Source organism: Leucothrix pacifica (assembly GCF_003172875.1).
Taxonomy (GTDB): Bacteria; Pseudomonadota; Gammaproteobacteria; order Thiotrichales; family Thiotrichaceae; genus Leucothrix; species Leucothrix pacifica.
Genome location: NZ_QGKM01000037.1, coordinates 24,462 through 44,602 on the forward strand (window position 1 = coordinate 24,462; position 20,141 = coordinate 44,602).

Genomic DNA, 20,141 nt, shown 5'->3' on the forward strand with positions numbered 1-20,141 from the left:
GTCAAAAAGTGGTTTAGCGCTTTAAAAGTGATAAACTGACTAATCAGTCAAACAAATGAATACACAACATGCCTTGGGATGAAGAAACACAAGAATTTATATACGCTGAGCGGCCCAACAAAACGCTGATTAAGCGAGAGTTGGAAGGTTTGCAAGCACTAATCAAACGCATCATTGCGCTACCGCAGGTACACTTTGATGAAGTACCCATGAGTGATGATATGCGTGAGCAATTTGTATTGGCGCGACGTATCGAGCGAGGTGCGCTTAATCGTCACATCCGCTATATGTCTGGCAGGATTCATGAAGAAGATATGGATGCGATGGTCGCAGTGATGGACCGTCAGGGGTTGCCTCAAAAGGCCGCCGTCGAGCGCTTACACCGTGTAGAAGGCTGGAGAGATAAATTGATAGCCGGTGATAATGCGCTATTAACCGAACTGGTCAACACGCTGCCGGGCTGCGATGTGCAATACCTTCGTCAGATGGTACGCAATGCCAATAAAGAAGCGAAAGCTAAGAAGTCTCCAAAATCTGCCCGCCTGTTGTTTAAATACTTAAACGAACTCGACGAGCAGCAAGATAAGGGCTGACAACAGCTTACAGAAAGATTATTTCCCGCCCATCATACCTTTGATAGCGGCGGGGATATCAGCCGGGAATACCACGGTTTTTGAATTATCAGACTGGGCGATTTCTTCCAGTGATGCGACGTACTTCTCACCCAGCAAATACACCACAGGCAGCTCATTCTCGCCAATCGCTTCCGTCACCATTTGAATGGAACGCTTACTCGCCTCAGCCAAAATTACTTGCGCCTGTGCATCACGACGGGACGCTTCTAAACGACCATCCGCTTCCAGAATCTGCGCCTCTTTTTCACCATCAGCACGTGTGACCGTTGCACGACGAGCCCGTTCTGCTGCTGCCTGTTCTTCCATAGCATGCTGCATGGTTCCAGATGGATTGATGTCCTGAATTTCGACGGTTTTAAGCACAATCCCCCAGTCTGCAATATCGTCTGAAATCATGCCTTTGAGCTTTGACTTAATGAGATCACGTGACGACAAAGCTGAGTCCAAGTCCATTTCACCAATAATGGAGCGCAGAGACGTTTGTACCAGCGTTTGGATCGCTACCACATAATTTTCAACACCGTAGACTGCTTTTTCAGGCGCAACGATATTAATATACGCCACTGCATTGGCCACAATCACAGCATTATCGCGGGTGATAACCTCCTGTGAAGGAATGTCCAATACGATGTCTTTGGTCGTCACCTTGTAAGCCACGGTGTCAATAAACGGAATCAAAATATTCAGACCCGGCTGTAAAGTCTTGTGATATTTCCCTAAACGTTGCACTACCCATTTGTAACCTTGCGGAACAAGACGCACACCTTTGGCAATGGTCATTGCTACAATAAAGAGCACTGCCACCGCCAGAATTAACCCAGAATCAATCATTTCCATACTCCTTAAACCTTAATTACAATCAGACTATTCCCGGATATATCACTGACTCTGACCCGGTCACCGGCCTCAACCTCATCATCACATAAGAACGTCCACTCATCCGCACCTAAAATCGGCACTGAGAAACGCAATACACCGCGTCGGTCAGTGGTTGGCGGTGTCAATACCTGTCCTGTCTCACCGACGATCGCTTCACGCGACAAACCTGCTTTAGTACGATCCTTGGATAATGGCTGCATGAATTTAAACCACAGCCATGTCAGCAATATTGATATAGCTACCCAACATAACACCTGAATCGACAGGCTCATGGAAGGAATAATCAATACAACCACTCCCACTAACACCGCTGCTGCACCAAACCAAAGCGCCACAAATGAAGGGAGAATAATCTCAAGCGCCATTAAACCAATACCCAGAACGATCCAATGCCAGTACAGCACCACAAAATCCATGATTAATCCTCGTCTTTGGGTTTACGCATTAATTCATTAATCAACTTTTCTGCCAAGCTTTCAGCCTCATCGACTTCTCCCTTTTGAGGGGCATCCTCGTCAATCTCAACCGGCATATTCGGGAATAACTCTACCTTTAGCTGCTCCATAGAGTGGAATACTCTGTTGGTTTCATTTGCACGATTAGTCATTATCAATACCTCTGAAATAATTTTTGTAGAACGTCGCATTCAGCTCTGGCGGGAAATAGTGCTTACGTTTAATCCAGACCAGACCATCACCTTTGGAAATAACTGCCACATCAATTGGACCACCGACTGTTTCCAGCGTATTGGTCATTTTACGCTTAAAGGCAGTCAGATTAACCAGAGCCTCAGCCATGGCCGCCAACTCATCCTTCGGTAACACACGCACCATATTCATGACTGGTGTGATATGAACATCACGAATGTGCTGACCAAAACCTTGATAATAAGAGTTCAAAGCTGCCTCCAGACTTAAGCCCAAGGAATCTTTTATCTCAGCAACCGAACGCACCTCCGTATTCAGATCTTCATCTTTAATTAAGTCTGGCACGCGCTCAATAAACCCGGTTAGCGCGGTCGTCATATGATGCAGTATTTGTGAATTCACACCATTTAAGAACAAATTAACCATGTCCTCCTGAGCAAAGGGATAAACCGCCGCATCACGCGAGTGAGTAATCTTTTTACTTTTACTCTCATCAAGTCGGTATTTCAAACGCCCCTGTAGAATTCCCTCAATCTCATAGTTAGCCACTGACGGGTAAATTTCTTTGTTACCGTAACCAGCAAACACCAAGCCTGATGTTGCACGTGAATACACATTACGGGTATGAATATAGATCGCAATATCGTACAGCTTGGTGACATAAGCCTTACGCGGTTTTAAGTTCTGAAAAACACCTTCCAGCAACTCTTTAAACAACTCACTGTAATGACTGCGTGCCTTATCCTCAAACTCCTCATCCATCCCCAGTCCATAAGGCTCAGCACCTAAAGTCTCATGCTGCTTATCAATCAGCTCTTCCAACATCTTTGCAACCTGCTCTTCGCTGACAGGTGTTCCGGATTGCATCAGTGGCTCAACAGCTTTAATCAGTTGCTCACGTAAGCGGTTGTAGAGCCGGTAAACATTCCCGCCAACCCACTGACGTTCCAGTTCTGGCGGAAACAAATCCATGCGTCCTTTCAGATAGGATAGAAAATCTTCCGCGTAGTCTTCCAACGTATCCATCTGCTTATCTTTAAGCGCAACACGATAAATCTTGATCAAGGTCTCCCAGGGGACCCCCATCAAACCAGCATTACCATAGACCATAATGCCAACTGGCTCTGTTTTTGACAGTGCCATCAGTTTAATCGCGGTGTTATAAATTTTGGTCCCACCAATGGTCACTGCACTGTCAGCAGCAAGTGCAACACCTGAAGAATTAAGTATGATCACCTCAGCAGTCATAGAGCCTCCTATTGTTGTTATGCATTAAGATTAAGTCATTAATAACTCACTATACTGCGATTCTTTGAGCATAGCTAGCGAAGCCAAGCCACTCATAAGCTTGCACTAACCATTCATCTGCCCCACGACTTCAATCACAACACCCTAAGTATTACTCTGAAAAAAGTAAGGGAATGAATCATTCTCTATGTTCGAGCAACCAACCTGCAAACAGTTCAGAATCACTATTCATTCGAATAATACCCAAATGAATAATCATCCTGAGTCTCATTTCACAGACATGTGATACACTCTTTAGAACTGTACAACGGAACGAGCATATGACTCAAAATCAGGAAGATTTGTGCCTCTTAATTGATAAAATTCAACAAGAGAATCAACAAGCCTTGGGTGAGCTTTATGATGCGACGGCTAACCGGATATATGGTTTCGTACTGAAGTTAACTAATAACAAACCGCTAACCGAAGAAATCGTTGGCGACTTGTATTATGCAGGTCTGGCGCAACGCGTCGAAGTTTGACGCTGAACGTGCAACACCAATAGCCTGGTTGTTAATGATGGCACGAAGCCGGGCATTTGATGCACTAAGACGTGAACAATCACGAACCAGACTTCAGGACGCCATACCGGACAATTTCGATGCTGTTGATGTCACTAACCCTGACCCTTGCACCCAAACTTTGGAAGCAGAAGAAGGTTCAGTGCTGCAAGAAGCGCTTCAGTTGCTGAATGAACAACAACGACAAATGATTGCGTTAGCGTTTTACCGAGACATGACCCACAATGAAATAGCAAACTATATCAACCAACCACTGGGTACTGTAAAAACCACCTTACGCCGTTCGCAGGCTATTTTGCGGGCAGCGATGACCAAACCTGATTTGGTCAAGAGAGATTGCTATGAACAAGCATAATTACGCTCTGAACAACGAGCTTGATGAAGACATCATGCAAGCCTTGGCAGACAATGAATCTGCCGTACCAATGCCTATCGACCTGAAAGCCAAGTTACGCGGTAATATTATGGATAGGGTTGCTCAGGAACACTCAGGCGAAGGCCCGGGCTATATCACAGTACGTGCCAGTGATGATGGCTGGGTTGAAGCGTTACCCGGTGGATTTATCAAGATTCTGAAAGAAGCAGATGAGAATGGCTCATTGACCTACCTGGCACGCTTAGAGCCAGGCTTTGAAATGCCGAGTCATGTTCACGAGTTTGGTGAAGAATGCATCATGCTAGAAGGTGAGTTATGGATGGGTGATCTACACCTTAAGAAAGGTGATTATCACTACGCAGCAGCAGGCATGAAACATGGTAAACACCGGTCTCCTACTGGTGCCCTGATATATTTGAATGGGCCACTACCAATCTGATCAGTAACAAGGTTTGGAGATTAAAAAAAATGGGACCCGAGGGTCCCATTTTCATTTAGCTGCTATCAAAGTACTGATTACTGTAAACGTTTAATGACAGTTTGAACGGTATCATTATCTTTTACATCAACCGGATCAGCATCGGCTGCGCCAAATAAAGCCGTAATATCTGATGTCAACGCCCCCGGATCAAGGATCATCCCGGGATCAGCATCAGCTGACTTATTGGCTAAAGAACTTGCCTGATTTGCAGTTGCGCCTGTTTTCTTGTCGCTACTGCTGTTGAAACAAGCTGTCAGAATCAACGTTGAACTTAGCAAAATCACTGCATTTAAGTATCGGAATTTCATCGTGTCACCCTCCTTTGTTTAGTTAGATGACCCGCCAATAGGCGTAATCAGGTAAGGGAATGTTGCATCAAACTGCGCAGCACTTTGTGTGACACCATCGGTATAAGCTAAATCTCCGCTTGGTGCATCCTCAGGGTCACACAAACCCAGATCCAAGTGGCATAGTAAGCCCATCGCAACCCGGATTTCCGCATCAACCACGTCATCACCCGGACGACGACCATTTGGGAAACCGGCTACATCACCAGCAGCTACACCCAGATTGTGTTGGTCACCTTTGTCTGTCACGGGAAGACTCGTATTCAAACGTACCATCTCACCGACAGACCCGTTAGCATTCACACCTTCTAGTCCAGTCAGGAATGCTGCAACCAAATCAGGACGTCCTTCCGCAGTAGGAGCGGTAACACCAAACAAGGCATTCAACAGAACAGGTAACGTCGGGCTAGTCACATAATCCAGAAACTGCGTGTCATCCTTCGGCTCACTGGCATTAAATAAATTCTTATCCGGCAATCCAATCACCACCTCATTCACCAGAGGCATACCTAAGCGTGAGACCTGAGTCCAGGCACCTGCTGAGACATCAGCCTGCAAGTTTTTAGGACTGGGATCTAATATACGAACTTGCGGTAAACTCGCAGTAATCCACGAACCAATAATTCCGCTATCATTGTCGTTCGTCAGGCACGTAATCGGCACTTCCAGCGCAAAAGTAGTCACGTTTTTGTCTGCCAGATCATCCGCTTCACCATCTGTCGAGCCTAATGGATTGGTATTCACCAAATCAAAAATCTCACCTAAGTTTACCGAGAACGGATCTTTACGCTGACCAACAAATACCCGACCGCTTTGTGAGCCAACCGGACAACCCGTTAACGTAACCTCATGAATAAAGCTGTCTGCATAATCTGCATAAGCCTGTTCGCCAAACGTCTTTTCACCAACATTATCGAAGGGCTTAGCAAAACTACCGGAACCAGTTGCTGCATTCTTCACGACATGCTTGCTGCCGGTGCGTCGATCGCCTTTCACCATTGTTAGCGCATAAGACTCTTTAAAGTTTAAGCTGTCAGAGTTACTGCTGGTCACCGCACCAATATTCTTTAACGGCACAGCCATGTCTTTTCCATCGATCGCTAACGTCAGACCGCTGCCATCATTGCCCAACTCGTTCGTCACCTGAAATTGGAATGTCAAATCTTCAACACCATCACCAGTGTTATCAATGTGCATTTCATATAGCGCATCTGCGGCCAGACTGAAATAATTCGGACCGCCGTATGGGTCTTGCAGGGGATTGTAATTAGCAATCAACGTCACGTAATCTTCGCGACCTTCCTCATAACTTCTGAAGGCATAAAAGTCAGTGGCGTCAACTTTTGGGTTTGCCGTAATAAACGGTGCTTCGCGGTGGCTCGATGCATTGACTACGCCTGAAATCGCCAGGGCAAGTGTTGCAACGGTAAGTGTGTGTGATGCTTTCATAGTTAACTCCTCAACTTTCGTGTGGTGTAACAAAAGGCTCAAATGAACCTGTTGTAAGGAGTTACGCAGCTATTTTTCAAACCGGATTTAATTTTCTTAAACTTTTTTCAAATGCGCTATATTTAAGGGATCGATGCATTAACAAACCATAGGGACATAGTTTGTGAAACACACACTAAAAACGCTTACTACAGCAATGACGATTGTCATGCTGGTCACGTTGATCACAGGCTGTTTCAGCAAGAAAACAGACAATGATGTTAGTCAATCTCAGGCAATTGAGGAAAACGACACAGAAGCAGCACCTCCTCCACCCGCAGCGGTCATTGAGCCAGCACCAACTATGTCCGCACCAGTGGTTACATCCGCGCCGGCTGGCTCGATTGATTCGGGTATGGCAGAACCGATCATTGAAGAACCGGTTATTGTAGAACCAATGATGGTTGAGCCAAGCGCTGGCGGTGCTGCGGCCCAGAGGCCCAGTAAAACGATTGGTAATATTCTGTATAACCCGCCTACAGAAATGACCATGAATGTTACTGAAACAGTGGAAGTGCGTATTGCTAAAAATGAAATCAGTGAAGACAATCTTACAGGCTCCGGCGCCATACAAAAAGATGAAATTCCCATTAGCCAAACCATGAAAGTTCAACTGTGCTGTGGTGATTCACAAAAGGGAGACCCCTTTGATATTCACAGCGTCAGTGCCCCGGAGCAATTAGTCGATGACCCACTGCTGGATGATGATGAATATACCGAGTGGGTGTTTCAGGTAACCCCGCGCCAATCCGGAGAGCAACAGCTACAGTTGTTAGTCACAGCTCTCTATAACTATCCTGACGGCAGTATTCGCCAAAAAGACCGCGTACTCAATAAAGCAATCAAAGTACAGGTCGATACCACTAAAGAGGCACAAAACTGGATTTCACAACATTGGCATTGGCTGGGTCTGTTATTAGCCATACCACTGGCAGCGATACTGGTTCGTCGACGCAACAAGCCAGACAAACACTACGCCGCAGCATCGGGCAATGAATCTATATTCATCAGCTATCGTCGTGATGACAGCAGCGGCTATACCCTCGCCATCTACGAAAAGCTCAAATCCGCACTAGGCGATGAATCTGTATTTATGGATATGGATGATATTCCTCACGGTGAGGATTTTGCCAAGCACATCGAGAAAGTGCTAAACAAAGCCGATACCGTGTTAGTAATGATTGGTAATAGTTGGCTTAACGCCAGTAATTCACAAGGAAGACGTCTGGACAATGCAGAAGACTTTGTGCGAATGGAAGTAGCGACTGCGCTGACAAAAGATTTGCGGGTTATTCCGGTATTACTGAGAGGCGCTGAGATGCCTGAGCCTGACGAACTGCCGGATACCCTGAAGGCGCTGAGTACTCGTAATGCCATCCGCATTCATGATGATCAATTCGATGAGAGCATTCAGCGGCTCATTCAATCAATTACGCGCTGACTCAATGCAAAATAGTTAATAAGCACCTATAATCGCCATCCTATTATTTCCAACAAAGATTTAAGGTTACGACATGTCTAAATCCTACGAGGCGCAAGGCACCATTCATTCTATTGGCCAAACCACTGAATATGGCAGCAACGGCTTTACCAAGCGCGAGTTCGTTATCCAGCTGACAGGGCCTGACGAAAACAGCCAATATCCAAACTACGTGGCGCTTGAGTTGATCAAAGACAAATGCGCATTGATGGATAACTATAAGGTTGGTGATGAGATACAAGTGACGTTTAATTTATCAGGTCGCTTATGGTCAAGTGGTGGCAAGCCAGAGAAATGCTTTACTAGTTTACAAGCCTGGAAAGTTGGCTCTGTTTCAGACAGTCAGGAGCAACCACCGCAAGGCTGGGATGACAACGGTGCCCCTCCATTTGACGAAGATATTCCGTTTTAAACACGCTGACCCTATCAGTAAATTGTATGAAAAATAGTGTTTGCTTTCGATACTGAGCGCTTCAGTTGATAGAGTTGAACAACACGAAACCAGACACTGAAAGCGCTATTAATCATGAATAATGCAAACCTAATTAAGTTGTTAACCTATCTGGGTGCAGCACCCTTTTTTCTGGCTGCTGGCCTCAGCTTTGCTGGCAATACGTTTCTCGGGGTTACAGCAAGCCAATGGTTTCTGAGCTATGGCTTGGTGATTTTGAGTTTTATGGCAGGCACATTGTGGGGGCAAGTCATTAATGAACAAAGCCACATCAAAGCGATTGCGATTGCCACAAACGCCATTACGCTTGCTGCTTGGTTCACCTTTTTATTAGGCTCACCATCACTCACACTAGTGATGGTAGCCCTTGGCTTTGTGGCGCTGTATTTGTTGGAGGCAACGTTTATGAAGCCTCTTAACAAACCAAGTTACTATCTGAGTTTACGACGCAATGTAACCACTTTAGTCGTTATCGCTCATGGACTTATGTTGTGGCTGGGTTAATCGGCGTCCTGATTAATCTCGTCAGGCGTAGCCATCTTGGCGGTTTGATCAATAGCGATTACCAGTGCCACAAAGTACCGTCTTCTAATCGACTCACTGGCAGGTATGAACGTTTGTAAGGGTACTTCGCAGCCGCCTCCTCATCGAACTCTACGCCCAGCCCCGGCGCATCACCATTGGCATGCGCATAGGTCAGCACCTCTTTACGGCTCTTACCTCCCAACAACTGATACACCGGCATGCCTGCCGCTTTCCCTTTAATATCCCACAAAGCCATATCAACCGCTGCTACTGCCGCCATATTAATCGGGCCTCTGCGCCAATACACGCCACGATACAAATACTGCCAGATGTCTTCAATATCATGCGCATTGCGACCAATTAAACACGGTGCCACATGCTCCCGAAGATAGGTATACACCGCCATTTCGCGGCCATTCACAGTAGCATCGCCAATCCCCACTAAACCACATTCAGTCATGATTTTAAGAGTGACAAAGTTACGACCAGGGCAACACGTGATGACCCTTACTTCTTTTATAATCAATTTCTCTCCCCCTTAAGCGGCAAGCATATTGCTGGATAATATCGATACGGCACACAGTGGAAACGGCTCATCGGTTTTAAGCAGACTTAATTGCTTCAGGGCAACCGTCAGCGCATTACCACCGCCCTCAGTTGCACCGGGTTGCTCGATAATGCTGGCGAAAATCGCAGTGGCAATCACCCATAATATCCCACCGGCAATCAACAAACTGGCAAAGACATGAATACCCGCAGCAGCCAAATCAATCGTGCCCAACCAGAGGCCGACAAAGATCACAGCAACCCCGGAAATACTGCTACTCCATCCCATTAGCGCACCACGGCGACTTTTTGACACCGTTTTACCCAACACATCTTTGGCAGACACCGAGCATAAACCCCGTGATAAACTAAAGATAATCAGCATCAATATGATTGCCACACCAGCCGAGACACCTTCGAAACTCACCGCAGCATAAGCCATGCCAAACATACTCAAGGCAGACAAAATCGACCCAATCAGCAAGATTGTTTTGCGAATCGCAACACGCCGTACGGCAGCAGCTACCGCTAGCTGAGGTAATAACACACCCGCCTCACGAATCGGCACTAAGAAACCGGTGAATACAGCTGGCACCGCCAACATGCCAAACACCCACGGAATAATCAGTTTGGCACTACCAATTTCATCCGCCACCTTGCCCAGCGCATTCGCCCCAAGATACGCAAAGAAATTACGTGGCTGGTCATTGCATGCTGACTCCGGAATATCCTTACATACCCGTGCATCTTCATCATTGGTGATGCGGTTATACAAGTTCTCGATGATAGTGTTATCGGTCTTCAATGGTTGATTTCCTTACTTTGTTGTTCTGATCAGCACAGCGCTAAGTCAATAACCTTAAATCATTAACAGACCAGTACCTTATTCATGCTCATCAAAATCGATGTGAATATGGTTGCCGTCCGGGTCCCAGACATTAATCTGGATGAGATTAAGCGACTTAATGCCTGAGCGGCGGAATGTAATGCCTTTGCTATCTAAGCGTGATAAAAACTCAGAACAGCCGCTGGCAGACAAAGCGAAATGCTCAAGTTTTAGCTTATCCTCTGAGCCATGGCCAGCCTCACCTTCCACTTCAATTAAGTGGACAACCGGATCATTTCCGGCATACATCCATGCACCATTAAAATTAAAGTCAGGCCGCTCGCCCAGCTCCAGACCCAATACATCGCGGTACCAATCGATCATCACTGCTAACTGATTAGTACGGATATTGACATGATCAAGCTTATTAATTTGCATCGCATTACACCTTCTTCAAAAAACGGGCACCGAGTACCACCCAGTGTCAGCGGTACGCCATTGATATCTAACGTCGGCTCATCAACCGACATGTCAAACCCAAACCAACTGTAAAAAGGTGGATATTAAAGGATTCTTTAGAGGCCGGCACTAATCATTACCTAATCAGCGAAATAACTAAATCTAGTAGCAATCTAGCTTGCGTATACCCAAACACAGCCGACGACAAAGGCAAACAAAGGATGATATATGATGGAAAAAGCCGATTTAGAGCGCTTTATCTCACAAGCCGCGCTCGGTGATCAGGCAGCATTTGGGCATATTTACGACGCCACTGCCGCCAAGCTTTACAGTGTTTGCCTCAAGATACTAAAGCGCCATGACCTCGCCGAAGATGCCTTGCAAGAGACTTACATCAAGATATGGATGAGTGCTGACCATTACCAAATAAATGGACTTAGCCCAATGACCTGGCTAATAACCATCGCCAGAAATACCGCCATTGATAAGCTTCGTTCGAATGATGCACAACATCACTCCCCTGATGAATTAACGCAGCTGGTGGACGCAGGACAAAGCCCCGAAGCTGAATCACTGGCCAATAGTGATCTGGCAGACGCCGTTCGAAGTGCTTACTTACATGGCTCCAGCTATGCCGACTTAGCAGAACGCCATGAAGTACCCATCAACACCATGCGAACCTGGTTGCGTCGAAGTCTATTAAAACTAAAAGGGTGCCTAACAAATGACTGATATCAAGGAAAACCAAGATACGGTTCTGGTGGCTGAATATACCCTTGGCCTAATGGAACCTAAAGAAGCCAAAGACTTTGCCGAACGGCTGACGCATGACGACGGTCTACGCGCAGAATACATTCGCTGGACAGAGTACTTCGCCAAATTATCCAATGAAATTGAAGCGGTCGAACCACCGGAATCACTCAAAGCCGATATACAAAAGCGCCTGTTTGGTGAACCTGAGCCAGAAAGAACGCCCGGCAGGTGGTTTAATATCCGCTGGGCAGGTGGTTTGGCGCTGGCTCTGATACTTGCCATCGTGGTGTTAATCGACTCCCCTGCACCATTTACGCCCACCTACACGGCGCAGCTCACCTCTGCAGACAACAACCTTGCGGTGACTGCGCTGTATGACGAGCAGTTGCAATCACTCAAAATGACCTCGTTCACTGGCACGCCCGAAGCGGGTCGGGACTTTGAACTTTGGGTAATTATTGGTGATCAGCCGCCGGTATCGTTAGGCGTGATGTCGTCCCTTAAAAAAGGAGCAATCACGATTGCACCAGCACTTGCCAAGTCATTAAACGGCGCAACCCTGGCCTTAAGTGATGAGCCACTGGGCGGATCACCGACGGGCAGCCCTACTGGTACCGTGCTCGTAACGGCAACCATTCAGGCCATTTAAGCCTGATTTAAATTTATTCTATGTCAATGGCCATTAGAGGCATTATCAATGATGACGGCGGCAAACATCCGGTTAAAACACTTGGCGGTTGCGTGTTACAAGCAAGTTACAGCGGCGACAAGATTATGCTAACGGATGAAAATGGCCGTGTCGCTACGGTGACTGTTGCTGATGTTAAGCAATCAAATGGTGTGATTCATGTTATTGATACTGTGATGTTGCCAAAGCAATAAGTCGCTGATTAGAGTCGACTTGGGGTACTCACTAGTTTTTTATGGGACTGGTGAGTTCCTCGAAATTATTGAAGTAGTATCTCTAAGCTGCCTGCTCGGCAGTGAACGCTCATCTACTTCTTCTTTGATTACAGAAGCATTTCTAAGCTGCCTGCACGGCAGTGAACACGCCGATGCATACCCGTTGGATCAGCTGGCATTTCTAAGCTGCCTGCACGGCAGTGAACTCTAACAGCCGGAACTTGCCCCCCGGCACATCTTTCTAAGCTGCCTGCACGGCAGTGAACTAATTTATCACTCGGATTTTTTTCAAACTGCATTTCTAAGCTGCCTGCACGGCAGTGAACACTTCCGACATATCGCCCTGAACGGATTTCACTTTCTAAGCTGCCTGCACGGCAGTGAACATAAGTCTCAGGCGCATAGTTTGGCCGGTATTTTTCTAAGCTGCCTGCACGGCAGTGAACCACCCAAGCTGGGTACGGCTAAAGCGCGCGGTTTTCTAAGCTGCCTGCACGGCAGTGAACACTGACTCCGAATGAATGCGCCAGACTTCAAGTTTCTAAGCTGCCTGCACGGCAGTGAACACTACAAAACAAAAGGCGCTCGCAAAGTCCAATTTCTAAGCTGCCTGCACGGCAGTGAACGCTAAGGCTGGTTAAGTCACTGACGCTGGCAATTTCTAAGCTGCCTGCACGGCAGTGAACTAGTGGCTTATCCGGTGTTGGCGGCTGAGTATTTTCTAAGCTGCCTGCACGGCAGTGAACGACCTGCGCTTCGCTTTCTCGCAAACGGCATTTTTCTAAGCTGCCTGCACGGCAGTGAACGGCCACGTTTGATGCCGATGTCGCGACGTTGTTTTCTAAGCTGCCTGCACGGCAGTGAACTGATTGCGGCATTGCAGGCGTTTAGTGATACATTTCTAAGCTGCCTGCACGGCAGTGAACTTAATCACCACGTTGGCCAAGCCCCGCAGGCTTTTCTAAGCTGCCTGCACGGCAGTGAACAAAATGGCTTGCTCTCTGGTTCGTTTGAGACATTTCTAAGCTGCCTGCACGGCAGTGAACGACATAGAATACTAACCTACACGACACCGCAGTTTCTAAGCTGCCTGCACGGCAGTGAACGCTGTCAACGAGCGCACGTAAAAATGCTACCATTTCTAAGCTGCCTGCACGGCAGTGAACAGCATCGACTCAGCCTCATCAGGTTTTACAATTTTCTAAGCTGCCTGCACGGCAGTGAACTCTAGAGATGTGATTTTGTGAGTTGTCCTTTATTTCTAAGCTGCCTGCACGGCAGTGAACGCGCTTGCTTTGAATTCTGGTGTGTCCTTTTGTTTCTAAGCTGCCTGCACGGCAGTGAACTTGCATAAAATTGCCGTCTCCACTCTGCGACATTTCTAAGCTGCCTGCACGGCAGTGAACTCTGGGAGCTTGGATTCGACTTGGACGCGGTCTTTCTAAGCTGCCTGCACGGCAGTGAACAAAAAGTTTAATAGCTTGCCGGATGAGGCGAATTTCTAAGCTGCCTGCACGGCAGTGAACCGCTTCTCTGGGGCCAACGATGCCGAGCTCCTTTTCTAAGCTGCCTGTAGTGGTTTAATAAAACCGGACACCAACATAGGTGGTAAAATCCACCTTCAGTGAGGTGTTAAATGAAAAAACAGCGTCGAACTTTTACGACAGAATTTAAACATGATGCAGCAGCGTTGGTATTAGACCAAGGTTATTCAGTCGCACAAGCCTGCCGTTCTCTGGATGTCGGTGAATCTGCACTTAGACGATGGATGAAGCAGCTTCAAAGTGAGCGAGGTGGCGTGACACCAATCACCCATGCAATGACTCCGGAACAGCAAAAAATCCAAGCACTTGAAAAGCAAGTAAAGCAACTCGAACAAGAGAAGGAGATATTAAAAAAGGCTACCGCTCTCTTGATGTCGGACGATTGGAATCGTACCAGATGATAGACCAGTTGAGAGAGCGCTATCCCATTGACAAGGTCTGTCAGGTATTTGGCATTACACGTTCAACCTATTACGACCATCGCAGTCGTTCCAGTCAAGTAGACACTGAGCGTGAAGCCCTCAAGCAGCAGGTTAAACGAATTTTTCACGACAGTCGTGGCTCTGCAGGTACCCGAACAATCAAAGCGATACTGGCAAAGGAAAACGTTTATATCGGCCGGTTTCTTATCGGCCGCCTGATGTCAGAGTGTCAGCTGAGCTGTAAACAACCAGGTCCACACCGGTACAAAGTCGCTAACACTGAACGACCTGACATTCCTAATAAGCTCAACCGGGCATTTTATGTGGATAAACCCAATCAGGTTTGGTGTGGTGACATTACCTATATTTGGGCAGGCTCACGCTGGGTCTATCTGGCTGTTATCATTGACTTATATGCCCGTAAGGTTGTCGGTTGGGCGATCTCGGAACAGGCTGATACAGATCTGACGATCAAGGCATTGGATGATGCTTATCACCGCCGGGGGAAACCGAATGGGGTTATGTTTCATTCAGATCAGGGCTCGCAGTATAGTAGCCTTCGATTCCGGCAGCGGCTGTGGCGTTACCGTTGTATACAAAGCATGAGTCGTCGAGGTAATTGTTGGGATAATGCGCCTATGGAACGCTTATTTAGAAGCCTTAAGACTGAGTGGATTCCAGGAATGGGCTATCAGGGCATGACCGAAGCAAAAATGGATATTGGGTGGTACTTAATGACTTATTACAACAAACGCAGGCCCCACGCAGCGAATGACGGGTTATCTCCCGTAGAGAAAGAAGAAAAACTTAAATATGTGTCCGGAAATAGTTGACCACTACAAGCGTGGTAAATCTCCGATGCTGCGTGCCTTTCTAAGCTGCCTGCACGGCAGTGAACATCTCGATTTATACCTATACGGCGTTATCGGCTTTCTAAGCTGCCTGCACGGCAGTGAACAACGGCACGTTCTCCGCACAACGTCAGGAACTTTTCTAAGCTGCCTGCACGGCAGTGAACCGGAAGCTCGCCAGCGTCAAGCGTTTGAAGATTTTCTAAGCTGCCTGCACGGCAGTGAACCATAACCCACAACCGGTCCAACCGCCTCCTTCTTTCTAAGCTGCCTGCACAGCAGTGAACTGGATGGGGCGGACTGCGCATTTGTTTCATAATTTCTAAGCTGCCTGCACGGCAGTGAACGTGGTGATGAGCTGGTTGGTATGGACTGGTTGTTTCTAAGCTGCCTGCACGGCAGTGAACAGAATAATGGCGGTAACGTGCATACGTTTACGTTTCTAAGCTGCCTGCACGGCAGTGAACTCGGTAAAGGCACCGAAATAATGCTTTCAGACTTTCTAAGCTGCCTGCACGGCAGTGAACACACGGGCTATCAATCAGCAGCATCTAACACGTTTCTAAGCTGCCTGCACGGCAGTGAACATAGGAGACTCCACCTGAAGTTTGTTCCACAATTTCTAAGCTGCCTGCACGGCAGTGAACAGTATGAAGTGGGCAAAACTTTTACACATGATTTTCTAAGCTGCCTGCACGGCAGTGAACGAGTAAGTGACGCAACCGACACCGCCATAGCATTTCTAAGCTGCCTGCACGGCAGTGAACGCAATCGCTGGCGCTGGCGTATTATTGCTGATTTTCTAAGCTGCCTGCACGGCAGTGAACATTGTTTGCTGGGACGGTTAAGTTCTGGCAATTTTCTAAGCTGCCTGCACGGCAGTGAACGCACTACCAACGGCCACCGGAATGCACGGAACTTTCTAAGCTGCCTGCACGGCAGTGAACCGAGATAGCGATAGAGCTTGGTAAGCTCCGCTTTTCTAAGCTGCCTGCACGGCAGTGAACCATGACGTGCTTTCGTTGCAGATCCCGCGTCGTTTCTAAGCTGCCTGCACGGCAGTGAACTCTTTGTAGTGGTCTTCATAAGTGCTGTTGACTTTCTAAGCTGCCTGCACGGCAGTGAACAGTAATAGAGCATATAAATTTACCCCGTTATGTTTCTAAGCTGCCTGCACGGCAGTGAACGAAGCGACTGATCTAAAGCCTCACCAGTTACTTTTCTAAGCTGCCTGCACGGCAGTGAACGCTTGGCTTGCCTGATGGCAATGTCGGTGAGTTTTCTAAGCTGCCTGCACGGCAGTGAACTTCCCATCGTCGGGAATATGATCTGCCTTGATTTTCTAAGCTGCCTGCACGGCAGTGAACTAATACAAAACCAGATCGACATATTCGGAGGCTTTCTAAGCTGCCTGCACGGCAGTGAACTGACGCACTTATTGAAGAAGACAAGCGTCAATTTTCTAAGCTGCCTGCACGGCAGTGAACCATAATTCAATTCGCCATCTGACGCACGGATTTTTCTAAGCTGCCTGCACGGCAGTGAACGAGAGGCTGGAGGGGCTAATAAAGCACCTAAATTTCTAAGCTGCCTGCACGGCAGTGAACGAGAGGCTGGAGGGGCTAATAAAGCACCTAAATTTCTAAGCTGCCTGCACGGCAGTGAACCCGTCCGGCGATACTGTGCGCATTGAGCTGGTTTTCTAAGCTGCCTGCACGGCAGTGAACTTCTCCCTGATCTTGCGTTTAATCTTTGTAGTTTTCTAAGCTGCCTGCACGGCAGTGAACCAAATCGCCGTTAATTGGCGTACTGCTAAACCTTTCTAAGCTGCCTGCACGGCAGTGAACATTGAAGTGACCGTCGGCTCAGCAATGACGATTTTCTAAGCTGCCTGCACGGCAGTGAACTTATCCAGTTCTGAAAGCTTGTCTGCTCTTATTTTCTAAGCTGCCTGCACGGCAGTGAACTGCGAAACATGGCGGCGAACTCGGCGCAGGCTTTTCTAAGCTGCCTGCACGGCAGTGAACGGGGTGTCGATTGGGGAGATTGAGGAGGTTGATTTCTAAGCTGCCTGCACGGCAGTGAACAGGGCGGGTTGATGGGTAGCTTAATTCAGGGTTTTCTAAGCTGCCTGCACGGCAGTGAACCAGGAAGGAATGACAGAAGGTTTGTCGCTTTGTTTCTAAGCTGCCTGCACGGCAGTGAACCTTGCCGCGTAGTTCGCCTTTGTAGTGTTTGATTTCTAAGCTGCCTGCACGGCAGTGAACCGAAAGCCAGTAACAGCTGAGCCAAAACAGGATTTCTAAGCTGCCTGCACGGCAGTGAACCAACTGGCGGACTGATTGATATATTGCTGATTTTTCTAAGCTGCCTGCACGGCAGTGAACTTCATGCTTAGCTCTTATTGATTGGTGTGAATTTTCTAAGCTGCCTGCACGGCAGTGAACATTGCTGAAGCATTTAAACCCAAACTGGTGGATTTCTAAGCTGCCTGCACGGCAGTGAACCGGGTCGTTGCGCGATGTTTTGGAAGCACCGATTTCTAAGCTGCCTGCACGGCAGTGAACACCAGAAATACCACCGGCTGAATATGCTTTCATTTCTAAGCTGCCTGCACGGCAGTGAACGAATGGAGCCATTCCCGATGACCGTCAGGAATTTTCTAAGCTGCCTGCACGGCAGTGAACGTTATGCAACGGTTCACTGATATTCAGTTAATTTTCTAAGCTGCCTGCACGGCAGTGAACTGTTTATATTGCTTGTACTCAGGAAAATGGCGTTTCTAAGCTGCCTGCACGGCAGTGAACTTAGTGAGCAACTGATTAAGCTCTCTGCGTGCTTTCTAAGCTGCCTGCACGGCAGTGAACAGGCAGTAAGGGGTTTGCCTTGAGTTCTTTGATTTTCTAAGCTGCCTGCACGGCAGTGAACTCCTGACCCGTTGCTTCATAAAAGGCAATCAGTTTCTAAGCTGCCTGCACGGCAGTGAACGGGGATGCCATGATAAGCCACCCGATCAGAGCTTTCTAAGCTGCCTGCACGGCAGTGAACATTACCGAGCTGACACAAAATCACATGGATATTTTCTAAGCTGCCTGCACGGCAGTGAACTCTTCGGTCGAGCGTGATTAGTGATTGTTCGTTTTCTAAGCTGCCTGCACGGCAGTGAACAATATGTTGATTGTTCATGTTTGTGTTCCTTTTTTCTAAGCTGCCTGCACGGCAGTGAACTCTCGTTACCTTCACGATAACAATTTGCATACTTTCTAAGCTGCCTGCACGGCAGTGAACGACGACTCCAACGTATTAGCGACAAAGTGGTAATTTCTAAGCTGCCTGCACGGCAGTGAACTGGGTGGTGTGAGTGCGTTGCCTCTTGGCATGTTTCTAAGCTGCCTGCACGGCAGTGAACGGCTGGCTAAGGCTGGCGCTTATGTAGCAAACTTTCTAAGCTGCCTGCACGGCAGTGAACCATTGAAAGACTTTTTTCAAAAGTTAATCTCATTTCTAAGCTGCCTGCACGGCAGTGAACAGTGGGCAGGTACGAATTCTCGGTTAGATTCTTTTCTAAGCTGCCTGCACGGCAGTGAACTACAAAGCAGATCATGCCAAGCAAACCACACTTTTCTAAGCTGCCTGCACGGCAGTGAACATTTTAGCGGGAATGTCTGGACTCGTTGCACTTTTCTAAGCTGCCTGCACGGCAGTGAACAGGCTATCGCCCACCGAATCCAGTGAGCTATTTTTCTAAGCTGCCTGCACGGCAGTGAACACGGTACGACTTGGACAAAAACGGGAACGATGTTTCTAAGCTGCCTGCACGGCAGTGAACAAAAAGCTGGACGCTGAGAAAGTAGCTGCACTTTTCTAAGCTGCCTGCACGGCAGTGAACGATACTAAATATCGATCGGTTGTTAGTGCATATTTCTAAGCTGCCTGCACGGCAGTGAACTCGACGCAACATGCGCCGCTGCTCCGGTTTTTTTTCTAAGCTGCCTGCACGGCAGTGAACTGAGAGTACTGAACCGACTGACCCAGACAGTATTTCTAAGCTGCCTGCACGGCAGTGAACGCCGTATGCGCAAGCGTGAGCGGGCACCTGTCTTTCTAAGCTGCCTGCACGGCAGTGAACAATGAAAGTTCTTAGGGTCACCACCTGGATCATTTCTAAGCTGCCTGCACGGCAGTGAACACCCATTTCAGTAACAACAGGCATTGCCAAGTTTTCTAAGCTGCCTGCACGGCAGTGAACATCGATAAGTCTGGGCCCGGTTTATATATCCCTTTTCTAAGCTGCCTGCACGGCAGTGAACCGATTTTCGATGAAATTACGAAAATCGCGATCTTTCTAAGCTGCCTGCACGGCAGTGAACGTAATGCTGGGGCTGACCAGTTTTAGCCAGATTTTCTAAGCTGCCTGCACGGCAGTGAACCATGAGTGGCGAGGCGGAAGCATCAATGCTTTTTTCTAAGCTGCCTGCACGGCAGTGAACCCAGATGTAAAAGAAAGTCTGCAGCAGTTAGCTTTCTAAGCTGCCTGCACGGCAGTGAACGCGGATATTCATAGAATGTTTCAGGACTTGGTTTTCTAAGCTGCCTGCACGGCAGTGAACGTAGTAGTAAAAGAAATCGGAACGGACAAAGATTTCTAAGCTGCCTGCACGGCAGTGAACTTCTAACCATGATTATGAATGGTGGTAACGATTTTCTAAGCTGCCTGCAC

General features: G+C 47.7%; 20 protein-coding genes and 2 CRISPR repeat arrays (1 of these 22 only partly in view). Of the genes, 11 read left to right on the top strand and 9 right to left on the bottom strand.

The genetic code is table 11. The features are described from left to right. Positions 1-68: 68 nt before the first annotated feature. Positions 69-593: a ribosome biogenesis factor YjgA gene (gene yjgA / locus DKW60_RS12925; protein ID WP_109838072.1), complete on the top strand. Its 525-nt coding sequence runs from the start codon at positions 69-71 to the stop codon at positions 591-593. A gap of 18 nt (positions 594-611) precedes the next feature. Here yjgA and DKW60_RS12930 read toward each other — a convergent pair whose 3' ends face one another. Genes DKW60_RS12930 through DKW60_RS12945 form a run of 4 tightly spaced genes read right to left on the bottom strand, consistent with a single transcriptional unit; the run spans position 612 to position 3,409 of the window. Beyond that, on the bottom strand, positions 612-1,466 hold the full coding sequence (locus DKW60_RS12930; protein WP_109838073.1) for an SPFH domain-containing protein: 855 nt from the start codon (positions 1,464-1,466) through the stop codon (positions 612-614). An 11-nt stretch (positions 1,467-1,477) separates the two neighbouring features. Next, entirely contained in the window at positions 1,478-1,930 is a 453-nt protein-coding gene (locus tag DKW60_RS12935; protein WP_109838074.1) for an NfeD family protein, read from the bottom strand. A 2-nt stretch (positions 1,931-1,932) separates the two neighbouring features. Further along, positions 1,933-2,121 carry a hypothetical protein gene (locus DKW60_RS12940; protein ID WP_109838075.1) on the bottom strand — a complete coding sequence of 63 codons (189 nt, stop codon included), beginning with the start codon at positions 2,119-2,121 and terminating at the stop codon, positions 1,933-1,935. After that, complete coding sequence (locus tag DKW60_RS12945) at positions 2,114-3,409, bottom strand: hypothetical protein (RefSeq protein WP_109838076.1); 1,296 nt, start codon at positions 3,407-3,409, stop codon at positions 2,114-2,116. Before DKW60_RS12945 ends, DKW60_RS12940 begins: the two co-directional genes overlap by 8 nt. Before the next feature lie 320 nt (positions 3,410-3,729). Between DKW60_RS12945 and DKW60_RS12950 the strand changes: the two genes are divergently transcribed. From DKW60_RS12950 to DKW60_RS12960, 3 genes are read left to right on the top strand one after another with little or no spacing between them, the layout of a single operon-like run. After that, complete coding sequence (locus DKW60_RS12950; RefSeq protein WP_109838077.1) at positions 3,730-3,930, top strand: RNA polymerase sigma factor; 201 nt, start codon at positions 3,730-3,732, stop codon at positions 3,928-3,930. Further along, positions 3,899-4,324, top strand: a complete 426-nt coding sequence (locus DKW60_RS12955) for an RNA polymerase sigma factor (protein ID WP_109838078.1) — start codon at positions 3,899-3,901, stop codon at positions 4,322-4,324. The genes DKW60_RS12950 and DKW60_RS12955 overlap by 32 nt, the downstream gene beginning before the upstream one ends. After that, positions 4,311-4,784: a cupin domain-containing protein gene (locus DKW60_RS12960; protein ID WP_109838079.1), complete on the top strand. Its 474-nt coding sequence runs from the start codon at positions 4,311-4,313 to the stop codon at positions 4,782-4,784. The genes DKW60_RS12955 and DKW60_RS12960 overlap by 14 nt, the downstream gene beginning before the upstream one ends. A gap of 77 nt (positions 4,785-4,861) precedes the next feature. Here the strand turns inward: DKW60_RS12960 and DKW60_RS12965 are convergent, their stop codons facing one another. Together DKW60_RS12965 and DKW60_RS12970 are read right to left on the bottom strand one after the other, a co-directional pair. Next, positions 4,862-5,134 (bottom strand): hypothetical protein, encoded by a 273-nt coding sequence (locus tag DKW60_RS12965; RefSeq protein ID WP_109838080.1) that lies wholly within the window; start codon positions 5,132-5,134, stop codon positions 4,862-4,864. A gap of 18 nt (positions 5,135-5,152) precedes the next feature. Next, positions 5,153-6,622, bottom strand: coding sequence for a DUF4331 domain-containing protein (locus DKW60_RS12970; protein ID WP_109838081.1), 1,470 nt, complete (start codon positions 6,620-6,622; stop codon positions 5,153-5,155). Positions 6,623-6,785: 163 nt separating this feature from the next. Here DKW60_RS12970 and DKW60_RS12975 point away from each other — a divergent pair, with 163 nt between their 5' ends. From DKW60_RS12975 to DKW60_RS12985, 3 genes are all read left to right on the top strand, one after another. Beyond that, positions 6,786-8,102, top strand: coding sequence for a toll/interleukin-1 receptor domain-containing protein (locus DKW60_RS12975; protein WP_146203481.1), 1,317 nt, complete (start codon positions 6,786-6,788; stop codon positions 8,100-8,102). A 73-nt stretch (positions 8,103-8,175) separates the two neighbouring features. After that, on the top strand, positions 8,176-8,553 hold the full coding sequence (locus DKW60_RS12980) for a DUF3127 domain-containing protein (protein ID WP_109838083.1): 378 nt from the start codon (positions 8,176-8,178) through the stop codon (positions 8,551-8,553). Positions 8,554-8,667: 114 nt separating this feature from the next. Beyond that, positions 8,668-9,096, top strand: a complete 429-nt coding sequence (locus DKW60_RS12985; RefSeq protein WP_109838084.1) for a DUF3429 domain-containing protein — start codon at positions 8,668-8,670, stop codon at positions 9,094-9,096. 58 nt (positions 9,097-9,154) lie between these two features. Here DKW60_RS12985 and DKW60_RS12990 read toward each other — a convergent pair whose 3' ends face one another. From DKW60_RS12990 to DKW60_RS13000, 3 genes are all read right to left on the bottom strand, one after another. Then, positions 9,155-9,643, bottom strand: a complete 489-nt coding sequence (locus DKW60_RS12990; protein ID WP_109838085.1) for an enolase-like domain-containing protein — start codon at positions 9,641-9,643, stop codon at positions 9,155-9,157. Positions 9,644-9,655: 12 nt separating this feature from the next. After that, a complete protein-coding gene (locus tag DKW60_RS12995) occupies positions 9,656-10,468 on the bottom strand; it encodes a hypothetical protein (RefSeq protein WP_109838086.1) in 813 nt (270 codons plus the stop codon). A 78-nt stretch (positions 10,469-10,546) separates the two neighbouring features. Next, positions 10,547-10,927, bottom strand: a complete 381-nt coding sequence (locus DKW60_RS13000; RefSeq protein WP_109838087.1) for a VOC family protein — start codon at positions 10,925-10,927, stop codon at positions 10,547-10,549. Between the two features lie 249 nt (positions 10,928-11,176). Here DKW60_RS13000 and DKW60_RS13005 point away from each other — a divergent pair, with 249 nt between their 5' ends. The 4 genes from DKW60_RS13005 (at position 11,177) to DKW60_RS13020 (ending at position 15,403) form a co-directional block, all read left to right on the top strand. After that, positions 11,177-11,680: a sigma-70 family RNA polymerase sigma factor gene (locus DKW60_RS13005; RefSeq protein WP_181389691.1), complete on the top strand. Its 504-nt coding sequence runs from the start codon at positions 11,177-11,179 to the stop codon at positions 11,678-11,680. Then, positions 11,673-12,350: an anti-sigma factor gene (locus tag DKW60_RS13010; RefSeq protein WP_109838088.1), complete on the top strand. Its 678-nt coding sequence runs from the start codon at positions 11,673-11,675 to the stop codon at positions 12,348-12,350. The genes DKW60_RS13005 and DKW60_RS13010 overlap by 8 nt, the downstream gene beginning before the upstream one ends. 20 nt (positions 12,351-12,370) lie before the next feature. Beyond that, the gene (locus DKW60_RS13015; RefSeq protein WP_109838089.1) at positions 12,371-12,583 is read left to right on the top strand and encodes a fasciclin domain-containing protein; all 213 of its coding nucleotides are present in this window, start codon (positions 12,371-12,373) and stop codon (positions 12,581-12,583) included. A 79-nt stretch (positions 12,584-12,662) separates the two neighbouring features. Continuing rightward, positions 12,663-14,131: a CRISPR direct-repeat array (repeat unit 28 nt; unit sequence TTTCTAAGCTGCCTGCACGGCAGTGAAC). A gap of 109 nt (positions 14,132-14,240) precedes the next feature. Further along, positions 14,241-15,403, top strand: a protein-coding gene (locus tag DKW60_RS13020) for an IS3 family transposase (protein WP_109838090.1) whose coding sequence is annotated in 2 segments (ribosomal slippage) — positions 14,241-14,496 and positions 14,496-15,403 — 1,164 coding nt in all. Because the reading frame shifts where the segments join, the coding sequence is not laid out codon by codon here. 37 nt (positions 15,404-15,440) lie between these two features. Next, positions 15,441-20,141: direct repeats of the CRISPR family, unit length 28 nt; unit sequence TTTCTAAGCTGCCTGCACGGCAGTGAAC; it runs 1,332 nt beyond the window's last position.

Bases quoted from the DNA above. Each gene is read 5' to 3' on its own strand.
- DKW60_RS13010 (WP_109838088.1), top strand. From the start codon at position 11,673: ATGACTGATATCAAGGAAAACCAAGATACGGTTCTGGTGGCTGAATAT.
- DKW60_RS12940 (WP_109838075.1), bottom strand. From the start codon at position 2,121: ATGACTAATCGTGCAAATGAAACCAACAGAGTATTCCACTCTATGGAG.
- DKW60_RS12980 (WP_109838083.1), top strand. From the start codon at position 8,176: ATGTCTAAATCCTACGAGGCGCAAGGCACCATTCATTCTATTGGCCAA.
- yjgA (WP_109838072.1), top strand. From the start codon at position 69: ATGCCTTGGGATGAAGAAACACAAGAATTTATATACGCTGAGCGGCCC.
- DKW60_RS12930 (WP_109838073.1), bottom strand. From the start codon at position 1,466: ATGATTGATTCTGGGTTAATTCTGGCGGTGGCAGTGCTCTTTATTGTA.
- DKW60_RS12985 (WP_109838084.1), top strand. From the start codon at position 8,668: ATGAATAATGCAAACCTAATTAAGTTGTTAACCTATCTGGGTGCAGCA.
- DKW60_RS13005 (WP_181389691.1), top strand. From the start codon at position 11,177: ATGATGGAAAAAGCCGATTTAGAGCGCTTTATCTCACAAGCCGCGCTC.
- DKW60_RS12935 (WP_109838074.1), bottom strand. From the start codon at position 1,930: ATGGATTTTGTGGTGCTGTACTGGCATTGGATCGTTCTGGGTATTGGT.
- DKW60_RS13000 (WP_109838087.1), bottom strand. From the start codon at position 10,927: ATGCAAATTAATAAGCTTGATCATGTCAATATCCGTACTAATCAGTTA.
- DKW60_RS12955 (WP_109838078.1), top strand. From the start codon at position 3,899: ATGCAGGTCTGGCGCAACGCGTCGAAGTTTGACGCTGAACGTGCAACA.
- DKW60_RS12960 (WP_109838079.1), top strand. From the start codon at position 4,311: ATGAACAAGCATAATTACGCTCTGAACAACGAGCTTGATGAAGACATC.
- DKW60_RS13015 (WP_109838089.1), top strand. From the start codon at position 12,371: ATGTCAATGGCCATTAGAGGCATTATCAATGATGACGGCGGCAAACAT.
- DKW60_RS12945 (WP_109838076.1), bottom strand. From the start codon at position 3,409: ATGACTGCTGAGGTGATCATACTTAATTCTTCAGGTGTTGCACTTGCT.
- DKW60_RS12965 (WP_109838080.1), bottom strand. From the start codon at position 5,134: ATGAAATTCCGATACTTAAATGCAGTGATTTTGCTAAGTTCAACGTTG.
- DKW60_RS12970 (WP_109838081.1), bottom strand. From the start codon at position 6,622: ATGAAAGCATCACACACACTTACCGTTGCAACACTTGCCCTGGCGATT.
- DKW60_RS12950 (WP_109838077.1), top strand. From the start codon at position 3,730: ATGACTCAAAATCAGGAAGATTTGTGCCTCTTAATTGATAAAATTCAA.